Origin of the sequence: Actinoallomurus oryzae, assembly GCF_039541955.1 — a bacterium.
Taxonomy (GTDB): Bacteria; Actinomycetota; Actinomycetes; order Streptosporangiales; family Streptosporangiaceae; genus Actinoallomurus; species Actinoallomurus oryzae.
The window spans coordinates 69,805-83,533 of sequence record NZ_BAABHF010000058.1; the positions used below are offsets into that span (position 1 = coordinate 69,805).

Annotated in this window: 15 protein-coding genes; 8 read left to right on the top strand and 7 right to left on the bottom strand. The window is 71.6% G+C overall.

Translation table 11 applies throughout. From position 1 onward, the window contains the following. Positions 1 to 65: 65 nt before the first annotated feature. Positions 66 to 1,031, top strand: a complete 966-nt coding sequence (locus ABEA10_RS44980; RefSeq protein ID WP_345474837.1) for a helix-turn-helix domain-containing protein — start codon at positions 66 to 68, stop codon at positions 1,029 to 1,031. Between the two features lie 76 nt (positions 1,032 to 1,107). Here ABEA10_RS44980 and ABEA10_RS44985 read toward each other — a convergent pair whose 3' ends face one another. Together ABEA10_RS44985 and ABEA10_RS44990 are read right to left on the bottom strand one after the other, a co-directional pair. Then, positions 1,108 to 2,052, bottom strand: coding sequence for a GNAT family N-acetyltransferase (locus ABEA10_RS44985; RefSeq protein WP_345474838.1), 945 nt, complete (start codon positions 2,050 to 2,052; stop codon positions 1,108 to 1,110). Between the two features lie 198 nt (positions 2,053 to 2,250). After that, a complete protein-coding gene (locus ABEA10_RS44990) occupies positions 2,251 to 3,261 on the bottom strand; it encodes a hypothetical protein (protein ID WP_345474839.1) in 1,011 nt (336 codons plus the stop codon). 378 nt (positions 3,262 to 3,639) lie between these two features. On the opposite strand from ABEA10_RS44990, the gene ABEA10_RS44995 reads away from it, so the two are divergent. The 4 genes from ABEA10_RS44995 to ABEA10_RS45010 all read left to right on the top strand — a co-directional run bounded on the left by ABEA10_RS44995 (position 3,640) and on the right by ABEA10_RS45010 (position 6,077). Further along, positions 3,640 to 4,431 (top strand): protein phosphatase 2C domain-containing protein, encoded by a 792-nt coding sequence (locus ABEA10_RS44995; RefSeq protein WP_345474840.1) that lies wholly within the window; start codon positions 3,640 to 3,642, stop codon positions 4,429 to 4,431. Then, entirely contained in the window at positions 4,424 to 5,239 is an 816-nt protein-coding gene (locus ABEA10_RS45000) for a hypothetical protein (protein WP_345474841.1), read from the top strand. The genes ABEA10_RS44995 and ABEA10_RS45000 overlap by 8 nt, the downstream gene beginning before the upstream one ends. Positions 5,240 to 5,439: 200 nt before the next feature. After that, positions 5,440 to 5,685: a hypothetical protein gene (locus ABEA10_RS45005; protein ID WP_345474842.1), complete on the top strand. Its 246-nt coding sequence runs from the start codon at positions 5,440 to 5,442 to the stop codon at positions 5,683 to 5,685. Next, positions 5,682 to 6,077, top strand: a complete 396-nt coding sequence (locus ABEA10_RS45010; RefSeq protein WP_345474843.1) for a hypothetical protein — start codon at positions 5,682 to 5,684, stop codon at positions 6,075 to 6,077. The genes ABEA10_RS45005 and ABEA10_RS45010 overlap by 4 nt, the downstream gene beginning before the upstream one ends. Before the next feature lie 9 nt (positions 6,078 to 6,086). Here ABEA10_RS45010 and ABEA10_RS45015 read toward each other — a convergent pair whose 3' ends face one another. The 3 genes from ABEA10_RS45015 to ABEA10_RS45025 form a co-directional block, all read right to left on the bottom strand. Beyond that, positions 6,087 to 6,560 carry a YflT domain-containing protein gene (locus tag ABEA10_RS45015; RefSeq protein WP_345474844.1) on the bottom strand — a complete coding sequence of 158 codons (474 nt, stop codon included), beginning with the start codon at positions 6,558 to 6,560 and terminating at the stop codon, positions 6,087 to 6,089. Positions 6,561 to 6,636: 76 nt separating this feature from the next. Next, positions 6,637 to 7,059 (bottom strand): DUF2795 domain-containing protein, encoded by a 423-nt coding sequence (locus ABEA10_RS45020; protein WP_345474845.1) that lies wholly within the window; start codon positions 7,057 to 7,059, stop codon positions 6,637 to 6,639. A 91-nt stretch (positions 7,060 to 7,150) separates the two neighbouring features. Then, positions 7,151 to 8,047 carry an alpha/beta hydrolase gene (locus ABEA10_RS45025; RefSeq protein ID WP_345474846.1) on the bottom strand — a complete coding sequence of 299 codons (897 nt, stop codon included), beginning with the start codon at positions 8,045 to 8,047 and terminating at the stop codon, positions 7,151 to 7,153. A 659-nt stretch (positions 8,048 to 8,706) separates the two neighbouring features. Here ABEA10_RS45025 and ABEA10_RS45030 point away from each other — a divergent pair. From ABEA10_RS45030 to ABEA10_RS45035, 3 genes are all read left to right on the top strand, one after another. Then, on the top strand, positions 8,707 to 9,579 hold the full coding sequence (locus ABEA10_RS45030) for a helix-turn-helix domain-containing protein (RefSeq protein WP_345474847.1): 873 nt from the start codon (positions 8,707 to 8,709) through the stop codon (positions 9,577 to 9,579). Positions 9,580 to 9,628: 49 nt separating this feature from the next. Then, positions 9,629 to 9,730 (top strand): DUF397 domain-containing protein, encoded by a 102-nt coding sequence (locus tag ABEA10_RS51460; RefSeq protein ID WP_425551043.1) that lies wholly within the window; start codon positions 9,629 to 9,631, stop codon positions 9,728 to 9,730. A gap of 460 nt (positions 9,731 to 10,190) precedes the next feature. Then, positions 10,191 to 10,454, top strand: a complete 264-nt coding sequence (locus tag ABEA10_RS45035; protein ID WP_345474848.1) for a GlsB/YeaQ/YmgE family stress response membrane protein — start codon at positions 10,191 to 10,193, stop codon at positions 10,452 to 10,454. 79 nt (positions 10,455 to 10,533) lie between these two features. On the opposite strand, the gene ABEA10_RS45040 is transcribed toward ABEA10_RS45035, so the two are convergent. Together ABEA10_RS45040 and ABEA10_RS45045 are read right to left on the bottom strand one after the other, a co-directional pair. Continuing rightward, positions 10,534 to 12,432 carry a propionyl-CoA synthetase gene (locus ABEA10_RS45040; RefSeq protein ID WP_345474849.1) on the bottom strand — a complete coding sequence of 633 codons (1,899 nt, stop codon included), beginning with the start codon at positions 12,430 to 12,432 and terminating at the stop codon, positions 10,534 to 10,536. Positions 12,433 to 12,602: 170 nt separating this feature from the next. Next, the gene (locus ABEA10_RS45045) at positions 12,603 to 13,673 is read right to left on the bottom strand and encodes a lytic polysaccharide monooxygenase auxiliary activity family 9 protein (RefSeq protein ID WP_345474850.1); all 1,071 of its coding nucleotides are present in this window, start codon (positions 13,671 to 13,673) and stop codon (positions 12,603 to 12,605) included. Positions 13,674 to 13,729 lie beyond the last annotated feature (56 nt).

A 13,729-nucleotide genomic window follows, 5' to 3' on the forward strand; every position in this document is an offset into this window, starting at 1 on the left:
CAGCCTCGCGGCCGGGCGCGCGACGGCCAAGTGGCGGGAACGACAACGACCGCTAAATTCGTGACATGAACGCGCGTGCCCAACCCCCCACGGTCGCCCTCGCCGTCACGGACGGAGTGCCGATCTTCGAGCTCGCCATCCCGTGTGAGGTGTTCGGCTACCCGCGGCCCGGCCTGACCGAAACCTGGTACGACTTCCGGGTGTGCGCGCCCGCCGGCGCCGTCCGGACCGCGGCGGGCTTCGCGCCCGTCACCGAGCACGGCCTCGACCGCCTCGCCGACGCCGACACCGTCATCGTCCCGGCGTGCCACAGCGTGCACGACACCCAGCCCGCCGAGCTCGTCGACGCCGTCCGCGCCGCGTACGAAAACGGCCGGCGGATCGTGTCGCTGTGCTCCGGGGCGTTCGTGCTCGCCGCCGCGGGAATCCTCGACGGGCGGACCGCGACCACCCACTGGATGCACGCCGATCTGCTCGCCCGCCGCCACCCCGAGGTACGCGTCGACGCGTCCGTGCTGTACACCGACGACGGCGACGTGCTCACCAGCGCGGGCACCGCGGCCGGTCTTGACCTGTGCCTGCACATCGTGCGTACCGACCACGGCGCCGCGGTCGCGAACGCCCTGGCGAAGCGGCTCGTCATGCCGCCGCACCGCCCCGGCGGCCAGGCCCAGTACATCGACGCCTGTCCCGTGCCCGACGACGCCGAGGAGCTCGGCCCGCTGCTGGACTGGGTCCGCGAACGCCTGGACCGGCCGCTGACCGTCGCGGCACTCGCCAGGCGGGCCAACCTCACCGAGCGCACCCTCATCCGCCGCTTCCGCGCCGCGACCGGCACCGCCCCGATGACCTGGTTGCGCAACATCCGGCTCGACCACGCCCGCTCCCTGCTGGAGACGACCGCGCTGCCCGTCGACCAGATCGCCGAGCGCTCCGGCCTCGGCAGCCCGGCCAACCTCCGCCACCACTTCACCCGGACCGTCGGCGTGTCGCCCAGCACGTACCGCCGAGCCTTCTCGGCGCGCACCTGACCCTCAGGCCGCGGCGAGAAGGGCGGCGGGGCCGCCGGAGACGGCGCGTGAACCGGCTCCGGCGGCCACGGGTGCGCTAACCCCACGTCATGTCGAGCTGGTGCTCGTACGGGGGGTAGCCGGCCCGCGCGAACGCCTTCGCCATCGGGGTGTTGCCCACATCCGTCGACGCCCGGATCCGGTCCACGCCCTGCGCGGCGAGGACCCGGGTGCCCTCGCCGAGGATCTCGTCGACGTACCCCCGTCCGCGGTGGGCCGGGCGTACACCGATGTAGGCGATGGTCGGGTTGTATCCGTTGTGCACCGGGATGACGAACCCCACGGGCTCGCCGTCCGGCAGCGTCGCGATCCGCCACCACTCCCGCGGGCTCCGGTAGCCGGTCAGCTCGTCCTCGTACTGCGCCTCGGCCGCCGCGCGGGCCGGCATGCGCGTCAGGTCGGCGCGGCCGTGGGCGTCGAGCGTGCCGTCCAGCACCTCGGCCATCAGCCCGATGAGCTCCTCGGCGTCGCCGACGGGACGGAAGACGAGCCGGCCGTCCGGCTCGGGGACGGGACCGCCGCGTCGCCACTCCATCCGCAGACGTTCGACGAGGGGACGGGCGCCCAGGTCCTCCAGCACGGACCTGCGCTCCTCGACCGCCCGGCGCGAATCGGGCGACTCGCGCCAGTCCGGTGGGACGAAACGGGTGTACTCCGGGATCGGGGCGCCCGGCGGGACGACCTCGGCCATCGCCGCCCTCAACAGGCGGGTACCCGCGTCGAGCCGGTCCGGCGCGGTGTCGTCGAGGTCGAAGATGTCGAGGAGGAACGGGGCGTCGTGGTGCGGCCGGCTCCACCAGGCGGCCCGGGCGACGAGACGGTCGCCGCGCAGGGCGACCCACATCCAGGAGGGTCTGCGTCGCCCTGCGGCGAGGTCGCCCGCGAACTCGCCGTTCGTCTGGTAGGGGAGCCGGGTGAAAAGCGGGAGTTCGTCCGGCCCGGTGAGCGGGCGCAGGGTCAGGTCGTTCTGTTCTACGGTCAAGCCACTCTCCAGTGGAGGCGTGCGCCCGTCCGTGCCGGGATCAGTGGTGGTCCACGTCCCGTGGGGGGCGGAGCGCGGTGATCAGCGGATGCATCGGCCTGCCCTCCTCTCGTACGTCGCGGGCCTCATGCGAGGCCGGAACACCAGTCCTACCCTCGCCCGGAGCCTGGCCGCAAACCCTTTTCCCCGTGATCCCGGTCAGTCGAACCTGACGTTCGCCAGGGCGGTCCGCGCGACCCGTTCGACCGTGCGCGCGGCGTCCGGTACGGACGTGGGCGCGATGAGGCGGACGGTGACGATCACGTTGGCCCGGCGTGCGATCAGGTCGGCCGTCGTCAGGCCGATCCCGGCGGTGCCGTCGGTGATCTCCCGTGCCTCGTCGGCGAGGCCGCGCACCGGCGCGGCGGTCCGGTCCGGGATGCGGGCCCCGGCCACCGTACGGCGGAAGCCGTCGTGCGCGGTCGCGCTGGCGCTCTCGAACGGGCCCTTGCGGGTCAGGCCCAGGCCGACCGAGAAGGTCCCGACGACGCCGGTTCTCCAGGTACAGCCCTCCTGTCGTTCGATGGGGCCGAGCAGGAGCAGGTCGGCGTCGGGCGTGCGGTCGCCGGGCGGAAGGAGCGCGTGGGCGGTCGACGCGAACATGGCGCACAGGCCGGGCAGCCGCCCGGCCTCGTGGCGCCACGGCCACGACGGATCGTTCCACGGCGCCTCCATCGCGGTCAGCAGCGCGAGACAGCCGACCCACACGGCGCCGCCGGCGGCGACGGCGCCCAGCCGGTGATGCGCGGCGCGTACGGGACGGCCGCTGCGCCGGGCCAGTTCGGCCACGGCCGCGTCGAAGACCGGGTCGGCGCGGTACCGGAACCGCGCGGGCGCGAAGAGCACCCGCGGCCGGTCGGTGATGACCTGCACCTTCTCCAGCAGGAGCCCACGGCGGAGCTCGACGCCCGTCACCTCCGGCCAGGGGATCGGCGGGCCGGCGGCGCTGCCCGGCCACCGTGCCTGCAGGTCCGCGGCGGTGAGGGCCAGCCGGCTGCGCGCCAGGACGGCCGGGTAGACGGAGAGGGCGGCACCCGTCGTGACCGCCATCACCATCGCGGGGGAGTAGGCGAGGAACGCCGCCCAGACGCACACCGCCGTGGCGGTCACCGCCAGCGCGCTCCACACCGTGCACCAGCACCGGAACCGGCGCGAGGAAGCCAGAATCACCGAAGCCATGGACCTGTCTCAGGGGTTAACCGCCGGGTCGAACTTTGTCATAATCCCTGTCATTTCGCCCGTAAGGTAATGCGCTGGGCGAGTCGCGCGCCTTCGTCCGCGCCGCCGAGGCCGGTGCCGATCGGCGCCGGGACCGGGCGCGTCTCACCGGGGCCCCACCGGGTGAGGTCCGCCGGCTCGGCGGCGGTCGGCCCGTACGCCCGGCCGGTTCGTCACCGGCCCTCGCTACCATCGCGGACGACATGAGCGAACGGAGCGAGCGAATCAAACAACACGCGCGCCTGGTCCCTCTCCCGACGAAGGAGGGCCCATGAGCGAGCGAGCCGGCAGTACCTCGCGCCCGGTCACACCTCCGGCGCGGGAGGTCTCGTGATCGCTTCCGATGAGACGCCGGCCGTCCCGCGTCCGGCGCAGGTGGGCTACGCGACGCGGGCCGCGCCCGGCGCGGTCAACGAGGATTACGTGGTGGCCGGCCCCGGCTGGGCGGTCGTGCTCGACGGCGCGACCGCGCCCGCCGGCGTCGACAGCGGTTGCGTGCACGACGTCGCCTGGCTGGTGCACCGGCTCGCGGCGGCGCTGAGCGCCCGCCTGGCGGCCGAGTCCGCCGGCGGCCTCCCCGACGTCCTGGCCGGGGCCATCAAGGACGTCTGCGCGGCGCACGGTGACACCTGTGACCTGGCCAACCCCGACAGCCCCTCCTCGACGGTCGCGATCGCCCGCTGGGACCGCGGCGAGCTGGAGTGCCTCGTGCTCGCCGACTCGCCCGTCGTGGTGCGGCGCACGGACGGCTCGGTCGTCGTCGTGGAGGACGACCGCCTCATGCGGCTCCCGGGCGGCCCTCCGTACACGCTCGAGACGGTCCGCTCCCACCGCAACCGGCCGGGCGGGTTCTGGGTCGCGAGCACCAGCCGCGCCGCCGCGTACGAGGCGGTCACCGCGACGTTCCGATGGGAGGACGTCGACACGGTCGCGCTGCTCAGCGACGGCGTGACGCGGCTGGTCGAGCGCTTCGGCCACACGTGGCCGGACCTGCTGCGGCAGCTGCGGAGCGCCGGGCCGGGCCGCGTGATCGACCTCGTACGGGAGGCCGAGCTCGCCGCGCCGGCCGCGCGCGGAAAGCCCCACGACGACGCCACCGCCCTGGTCGTGACGCGTGGCTGAGCCGGCGGAGCCCGGCCCGTCCCGGCACCTCGGCGCGCTCGGCCTGGCCCGCGACCCCATCGGGGATCCGCTGGTCTACCCGGGACGGCCGCCGGCGGAGTCCGGACTGCTGACCGGCGACCGCTTCCTTCCGCTGCGGGAGGAGCCCGGCACCCCGCCGGGAGGCCGGCGGCTGCCCGGCGGGGAGACCCTCGACGACGCCCTGATCGGCGCGGGCGGGCCACGGCTCGCGGACCGGCACCCCGTTCTGGCGGTCGGGTCCAACGGCTCGCCCGCCCAGGTGCACCGCAAGCTCACGGGACGTGCCCCGGTTCTGGTGCCGATGACGTACGCCGACGTGACCGGTCTCGTCCCCGGCGTGTCCGCGCATGTGAGCCGGCCCGGGTACGTCCCGGCGGCCCCGGTGCTCGAGCCGGGCGCCACCGCGCGGCTCATCGTCCTGTGGCTCGACGACGACCAGCTCGCCGTCGTGGACGCCACCGAGCCGAACTACCGCCGCCTGCGCACCCCGGGCGCCGTGCGCGTCTCACTGGGCGGCGTGCCGGTCGGCTGCGGACTGTACGCCGGGCGGCACGGCTGCCTCACCGATCGGAGGGGCCGGCCGTTCCGCCTGACCGCGCAGGCCACGCTGCTGGCGGCACTGCTCGCCGACCTGCCCGCGCTGGGCCGCCTCGCCGGCACGGACGACTCCGCCGAGCTGGCCGTGCGCGTCCGCCGCGACCCGGCGCTGCGCGAGGACATCCGGCTGCTGTGGCGCCGGGAGAACCGGGTCATCGAGCAGGCCGGGCTCACGCCCGACGGCGCCTGAGCAACGAACGCGAACGGCTCACCGCCGGATCCGCGGTCGTCCCGGCCGCCTGAGACCTTCGTCCAGGAGCCCGCCGGGCGGCCCGAGCCCCGCCGTACGACGCTCGCCGCGCAGGGGACTTCCGGGCGATCGCTGACGCGCGGAACCGGATTCACCAGCGAAGCCATACTTTTTCGCGGCTTTGGCCATACCATGGATCCATGGCCACGGAGAAGATCACGGTGACTGTACCCGCGGAGGTGCTGGAGAGCGCCCGCGCCGCCGTCGCGTCCGGAGCCGCGCCGAGCGTCTCGGCCTACGTCTCCGAAGCCGTACGCGACCGCGCGGCGCGCGACCGGCTCGTCGCCGCCGTGGAGAGCCGCTGGGGACCGTTCGACGACGAGGCGACCGACTGGGCGCGCCGGATATTCGAGAGTGGCGACGGGGACTCCCGGCGGACTCGGTGAACCTCTCCGGCCGCGTACTGGACGTTCCCGCACTGGTGGATCTCGCGACCGGCCGCAGCCAGCACATGCGCGCGCTGGTCGGCTTCGTCGCTGCCCGTGGCTACAGCCTGGTGGCGCCCGCGACCGCCCTGACGAAGGCCGCCACCATAGCCAACGAGCGCGGCCTGCAGGAGCTCGCCTGGGCGGTGGAGAGCGCCTCGGTGGTCGTGCTGGCCCTCGACGAGCGCAACGCGTTCGCCATCGGTGACGCCGCCCGCCAGGCCGGCATCCGCGACATCGTCGACGCGCACGTGGCACGGGCGGCCGCCGACCGGGGCTGGCCGATCGTCACCAGCGCGGAAGCGGCGGTCAAGTGGAAGACCCTCGGCCTGGCGGTGCAGAGCCTGCCCTGAGCCGCTTCGTCAGTGAGCGCTCTCGGGGGTGGACAGCACGGCCGACAGGAGCCGGCGCGCCTCATCGGCGAACGCCGCGTCGACCAGGAGGTCGTAGCGGTCCGCCACCACCGACCGCATCGACGTGTACGCCCTCTTCTGGAGGAAGTAGGCGACGGCCGAGAAGGCCGCGCCGAACAGGAGGCCCACGATGATCCCCGAGATCACCGCGCCCTCCACCACCCGGGGCGTGACGATCCAGAAGACGATGCCGATCAGGAGCCCGATCCACGCCCCGGTGCTCGCGCCGGTCAGCAGCGCACGGCCCAGCGTCCAGCGGCCGAGGATGCGCTCCTCCAGTTTCAGCCCGCTGCCCACGATCGTGACGTGTTCGACCGGGAACTTGTGCTCGGCGAGCAGGTCCACCGCGTGCTGGGCGGCCTCGTGACTGCTGTAGGTGCCCAAGACGACCTTGTGCGGTCCGACGGTGCTCCGTTCGCTCATTCTCCGACCCCCGTCTTCTGTTCATCGGTTACGGCGACTGACGCGTCGCCATGCGCCGCGCCGAAGTCAGGCGCGGTCATTCCTCTTCTGCGGCGACGGCATCGGCGACCGCCTCGGGCCGGTCGTACCGGCGGTCCGGAATGCGCCGTAGCGCCTCGACCACCGGCCATGGGGCGTCCTGACGCCCGGCGTGCGCGGCGAGATCGTCACGGCGCGCCGGATAGGACATATCGCCGAGATAACCGCTCGCCAGCTCCGCGAACGCCCGGCTCACCTCGGCGGGCCGCGAGTAGCGCCGGTCCGGGAGCTCACGCAGGGCCGCGATCACGCGGTCGCATTCTTCGCGGGCGTGCGCGAGAAGTTCGTCGCGAGTGGCGGGAAAACCGGCCTTGTGAAGGTGCCGCTGCAACAGGGCCGGACTGATCAATTTGGTATCGCCCATGAATTCGGTCGCCCCCCGATTGTTCGAACAACGCATCGAGAAACGCGCCCACGCCACGATGAAATCGGCCGGGCGTCATTCGACCTCATTTACGGAGTCTACCTTCGCCGCCGTGTCCCGGGGAAGTCGTCCCAGGTCAGGCGGTGTATCACGCGGATGTCAGCCGGCCGCCGAGAAAGGCGAGCTGCGCCGGCAGGCGCCGCAGCCAGAACGCGCCGTCATGGCATCCGCGCGTCATCGCCCCGGCGGGACGCAGCCGGTCGCGCAGCCGTCGCACCATCGGGGCGAACGGGTCGCTCGTCCCGCAGTCGACCCACGCCGGGACGCCGCGGAGCCTGCCCAGCCCGTGGAACACATCGTGCCGGGCGAAGTCCTCCGGGCCGTCGAAGGCCTGATGGTTGGTCCTGCGGGCGTTCGCGTACGACGGGAAGAGTGCGGGCGACGCCGCGACCATCGCGGCCATGCGCGGGGCGCCCACCGTCTCGGCGAGCACCAGCGCCCCGTACCCGCCCATGGACCAGCCGATCACCCCGAACCGGTCGGTCCGCGCACCCTTACGGCGCAGGAGCGGCAGCAGCTCGTCCGTGATCATCGCGATCGGGTCATCCCCGCTCGCTCGCGGGTGCCAGTAGGAGTTCGGCCCGCCGTCGACCGCCACCAGCGCGAACGGCGGCGTGCTCCGCGTCCGTACGGCCTCGGCGAGATAGCGGTCGAGCCGCAGGCCGCGGGCGGCGCTCGCCCCGGTGCCGCCGTTCCCGTGCAGTGCGACGGCGACCGGGAGGCCGCGCGGCGAGGTGACGCCCGCGGGCAGCACGACGGTCGCGGTGACGTCGGTGTTCCGGCGGCGCGAGTGGAAGGTCAGGGGGCGGACGACGCCCGCGGTGGCCGGCGCCTCCGGCAGTGTGCGGCACCGCCCGATCGCCCGGTCGAAGGCGACCTTGCCCGGCAGGACGTCCTCCTCGACGAGGATCGCCCCGGTGCCGCCGGCGACCGCGACGCCGCCCAGCGCCGCGCCCCCGAACACGAACGCCCGCCTCGACACCATGCGAAGGCCTCCTCCGATCGATCATCAGAGGTACCGACGCGAGCCGTCCCGGGCCGGTTCCCCTCCGCGCGTACCCGGGTGTGCGCGGAGGGGGCCGCGCCGACGGCGTACGGGCACGACCGAGCACGCGGCCGATCCCGCCCTCTCGGCGAGGGATCCGTGCTCGTCGCGGCCGTCACCGGCCCGAGGAGTTCGTACCGCCGGGCGACCCATGCCCCACCGCTCGCCGCACGCGAAAATGCGCCACCTGCGCGAACGTGCGATCCGTGGCGCGGCTGTCACCGTTCGCACGTCCGTACGGCCGGACATCCAGTACGATCCTGCACCGCCGCACCTCGCCGGTGGGGCGCTCGCCCCCTGCGGCATTCGTGCGCCCACGCCTCAGGTGTCACGATGGTTCTCACAGGGAAGGAAAGTCACACGAATCTCTGGTGTGAACCTCTATCGCTCCACAATCTTCGCAAGGTGTCCGATAGCGGATTGGGCGCTTGGCTGTTTGGTGTGTTGTCCGCTAAGGTCGTCTCGTTCGCAAGTTTCACTAAAAGGTGTAGCGGTGGTTTCTTGACTCCGTTACTTCCTGCCTCTATAACAGTTGCGGCAGATTTGTAGATTTCGGCTGACGGGAACACGCCATCGGCCCGGGTGGGAGAGGATTCAGGGTGCCCCGGCCCGGAAGTGCCACTGTCCGTAATCGTCGGCTCGCGGCTGAGCTGAGGCGTTTGCGGGAGACCGGCAATCTCACCGGTGACGACGTCGCCGAGCGGCTGGGATGGTCCGCCTCCAAGGTCAGCCGCCTGGAAAATGCGCGCCAGGCTCCGCGTTTCGCCGACGTCCGCCGGTTGCTGGACCTGTACGGCGTCGAGGGCTCGTACCGCGAGCAACTGCTCCAGCTCGCCCGTGACGCCGTACGCCGCGGTTGGTGGGAGGCGTTCTCCGACGCGCTGCCGGAGCAGTACGCCTCCTATATCGGCCTTGAGATCGAGGCCGAGAAGATCTGGCAGTGGGAGACACAGGTCGTGCCCGGTCTGTTGCAGACCGAAGCGTACGCCCAGGCGGTCGAGCAACGCTCGCACTCGACCGAGGTGATCCCGCCGAGCCGGGTCGACGCACGCGTGGAGGCCCGCCTGGCCCGGCAGAGGGTGCTCACCCGTGAGACGCCCCTCCAGCTGTCGGTCGTGCTGGACGAGGCCCTGCTGCTCAGGCGTTACGGCGACGCCGCCGTGATGGCCGAGCAACTCCAGCACCTCGAAGAGCTCTCCGTTCTCCCTAATTTGAGTATCCAAGTTCTTCCACTTGATGGACCTCATCCGATCGCGACGGGGTCCTTCACGCTTCTGCAATTCCCGTTGGTGGGCGGGATCAAGTTTCATGACGTCGTGTATATCGAACACCTCAACGGGTGCTCATATCTAGAAGAGGCAACCGAAACCTACCGGTATAGGCTTAGTTTCGAACGACTCAGTGCAGAGGCGCTCGGGCCAGCGGAGTCCATGGAGAAGATATCCAGGATAGCCCGGATGTGGACATCATGAAGAGGGGGGAGGTGGCCTGATAATGGGACAAGAAGTGCGCTTTGCGGAAATGGACTGGAAGAAAAGCTCTCGCAGTATGGCTAATCAGCAGTGTGTAGAAGTCGCGCCGGTTTCGTTGTTGGACGAGTCGGTAGAGTCTTCGTCTAACTAGGATATAGTACGCGGATTCGCCTTATCGGCCGCATCCGCTTCAAGGCCCACTTTCCCGGCTCCCACCGAATGGGGAAGTGGGCCGATATTTCGGCCTCACCCGGCCGTCGAGCTTGGGGATGTCGCAGGTTGACCGGCGAGAAGGCGTTTTCGGCCGGCCGAGGCCGTTCTACGAGACCGCTTGGAAAGAGTATTCGCGGCGGGTGCTGGAGGGATCCTCCAGAAGTGGGCGGGGCGGGAACCCGGGCAAGGCCGGAGGTCCGTGTCCGGCCACGGCTACCGCGAGGGCGTTCTGCGGCTGCGTGATCGCCGGGAATCGTTCCTCGCGCTGAGCTTGTCGTCCTGTGTGCGGCGAGTTTTCCTGGGCGCTCAGTGCTGGTATCGATGCCCGTCTTGTCGGGTATGCGTCTGTTACCGGTGTGTTCATCGGAGGTTGTTCTCGCGAACACGGGGGAGTCGCCATGACGATTGGCGGGATCATCACCGCGATCATCTTCGGTGCGATTATCGGCGCGATCGCGCGGTTGCTGGTGCCCGGGCGGCAGAACATGCCGATATGGCTGACCATCGCGGTCGGCATCGTCGCCGCCTTCATCGGCACGTGGATCGCCCACCTGCTCAACCTGAGGACGCACGGCTTCAACTTCTGGGAGACGATCTTCCAGATCATCGTCGCCGTGATCGGCGTTCTGCTCGTGACCACGCTGTGGCCCAGGAGAACCTAGCGCCCGGCTCGTGACAGCGGCCGCCGCCCCCCCGGGCACCGGGGTCATCCGGCGTTTCCGGCCGGGGGGTGACGGTGGATCAGCGTGTCTCGTGCGCGGTGGGCGGCCGGAGGATGGGGCGCAGGCGATCCAGCACCGTGGCGTCCTCGATGGTGGACGGCACCGGAACGTCGTCGCCGTCCGCGATGCCGCGCATCGTCCCACGGAGGATCTTGCCCGACCGCGTCTTCGGCAGGGCCGGCACCACCGAGACCTCCTTGAAGGCCGCGACCGGGCCGATCTGCTCACGTACCGCGCGCACGAGTTCGTCGCGCAGCCGTGGCTCGTCCACGTCCGTGCCGCTCTTCACGACGACGAAGCCGCGCGGCACCTGCCCTTTCAACGCGTCCCGTACCCCGACCACCGCGGCCTCGGCCACCGACGGGTGGGCGCACAGCACCTCCTCCATCGCTCCGGTCGACAGCCGGTGCCCGGCCACGTTGATGACGTCGTCGGTGCGGCCCATCACCCAGATGTAGCCGTCCTCGTCGATCGAGCCGCCGTCGCCGGTCAGATAGTGGCCCGGGAACCGGGACAGGTAGGACTCGATGTACCGCTCGTCGTCGTTCCACAGCGTGAGCAGCGTCCCGGGCGGCAGCGGCAGCCGGATCGCGATCTCGCCCTCGGCGCCGGGCGGGGCGATCGACCCGTCGGGCAGCAGCACCCGCACGTCGAAGCCGGGTACGGCGACGGTCGGCGAGCCGGGCTTGACGGGCATCGGCTCCAGGCCCCGCAGGTTCGCCGCGACCGGCCACCCGGTCTCGGTCTGCCACCAGTGGTCGATCACCGGGCGGTCGAGGATGCGCGTGGCCCAGTCGTACGTGCCCGGGTCGAGGCGTTCTCCCGCGAGGAACAGGGTGCGCAGCGCCGACAGGTCGTGCCCGGCGAGGAGACGGCCCTCCGGGTCCTCTTTCTTGACGGCCCGGATCGCGGTGGGCGCGGCGAACAGGGCGTTCACCCGGTGCTCGGCGGCCACCCGCCAGAACGCCCCGGCGTCCGGCGTGCCGACCGGCTTGCCCTCGTACAGCACCGTCGTACAGCCCGCGAGCAGGGGCGCGTAGACGATGTAGGAGTGCCCGACCACCCAGCCGACGTCCGAGGCGGCCCAGAACACGTCGCCGGCCGAGACGCCGTAGACGTTCGGCATCGTCCACCGCAGCGCGACTGCGTGCCCGCCGTTGTCACGGACGACGCCCTTGGGCCGGCCGGTCGTGCCGGAGGTGTAGAGGATGTAGAGCGGGTCGGTGGCGGCGACCGGTACGCAGTCGGCCGGGCTCGCCTCCGCCATCGCCTGGTCCCAGTCGACGTCGCGGCCGTCGACGAGCGGCGCCGGCGCCTGCGGACGCCGTACGATCACGCAGTCGCCGACCTTGTGGTCGGCGAGTTCGAGTGCCTCGTCCAGCATCGGCTTGTACTCGATCACCCGGTTGCCCTCGATGCCGCAGGACGCGGACACCACGACCTTGGGCCGGGCGTCGTCGATGCGGACGGCCAGTTCGCGGGGCGCGAAGCCGCCGAACACCACCGAGTGCACCGCGCCGATGCGCGCGCAGCCCAGCATCGCGATCACCGCCTGCGGGATCATCGGCAGGTAGAGGACGACCCGGTCGCCGCGTTCGACGCCGAGACCGCGGAGCACCCCGGCGAACCGCGCCGTCTCATCCCGCAGCTCCCGATAGGTGTAGGTCTGCCGCGTGCCGGTGACCGGGCTGTCGTAGATGAGCGCAGGCTGGTCGGCGCGGCCCTGCTCGACGTGCCGGTCGACGGCGTTGTCGCAGGTGTTGAGCTCCCCTCCGGCGAACCACCGGTAGAACGGCGCGGCGCCGTCGTCCAGCACCCGCTCGGGAGGAGTGCGCCAGCGGATGTCACGGGCGGCCTCCGCCCAGAACCGTGCCGGATCGCCGAGACTGCGTTCGTACGCGGCCGTGTAGGGGCCCATGTCGCACCTCCGCCAAAAGGGGACTCCACTATGGCGATCGCGTGCGCCACTTCGTCAAGACATCTCCACGGGCCGGGAGGCGCGGAACGCGTGTCCCGCGCCTCCCGGCCCTTGGCGGGCGGCCGGCGTTGGCGATCACTCGCCGCTGACGCCTGGCCGGGCGGCGATCGTCAGGCGGGCGGGCCGTCGGTGAACTCGACGTCGCAGCAGGAGACGAAGAACTCGCCGGTCATCCTGCCGTTGTCGTCGATCGGCCCGCCGTGGCCGCCCCAGATGCCGACGATGACGTGCCGGCCGACCTTGGGCGGCAGCGCTTCGGTGGTGTGGCGGGTGACGCCGGGATCGCCGTGAATCTCGGTCATGAACGGGGTCGGCTCGAGGTCCTCCCAGGTCAACGGAGTGCTGGGGTCCCAGTCGTCCCTGGTGACGAACCACTGGTGAGTCCAGGTCTCGCCGATGTGGTGGGCGGTGTAGGCGTACGAGAAGGCGTACTCGCCGGACGAGGACGCCAGCGTGGCGGTGGGCCAGTCGCCGACCAGGTCGAGCCCGGCGAAGGCGGGGTTGGCGGCGGAGGCGAGGTCACCGCCGCGGAAGAACTTGCGGTATTCGAGGTAGGAGCCGTTCCAGGGGGGATCGGCCTTCATCGCCTCCGCCGGCGGGACGACCTCCTGCCAGGTGCGGCCGGTGTTCAGCTGCCGTGCGCGTTCGCAGATCTCGGCGGGATCGTTGTCGCGGATCGCCCGTACGGCACGGCTGGGAGGGGAGCCGGCGCTTCCGTGCCGGGTGTTCCGGCGCGGCGGCGCGGCGGCCCGCGGCCCGCGGATCGGGTCGACGTACCGGCGGCTGTCGCCGGGGCGGACGGCGACGGTGACCTCGTCGGTGAACGCGCTCCACGAACCGTCGGAGAGTTTGGCGCGGACCTTGACCCGGTACTGCGGATAGGGATGGGCCCCCAGGCAGACCCAGTGGGTGCGCGCCAGCTGCCAGCCCGGTGCCCACGACGGCCAGTACAGAACGGCGGTCTGCCGGATCTGCCCGTCGTTGAGCCAGACCTCGTAGTAGTGCGGATAGGGCGCGTCGCCGTCGTTCCAGTCGGCCGGCGGCGGCCAGTCCGCCCCGTCGTTGTCGCCGACGGTCCAGGACAGCTGGAGGCCGTACAGGGTGACGTCGCCGTCGGTGCGATGGGCGGCCGTGGCGTGGAGGGTGTGCGGTGCCACGACCTCTGGGAGGGTTTCGGTCATCCGATCGCGTTCCTTGTCTGCCGGTTCGGTCGGGTTCGACGATCCGCCTGGCGTCT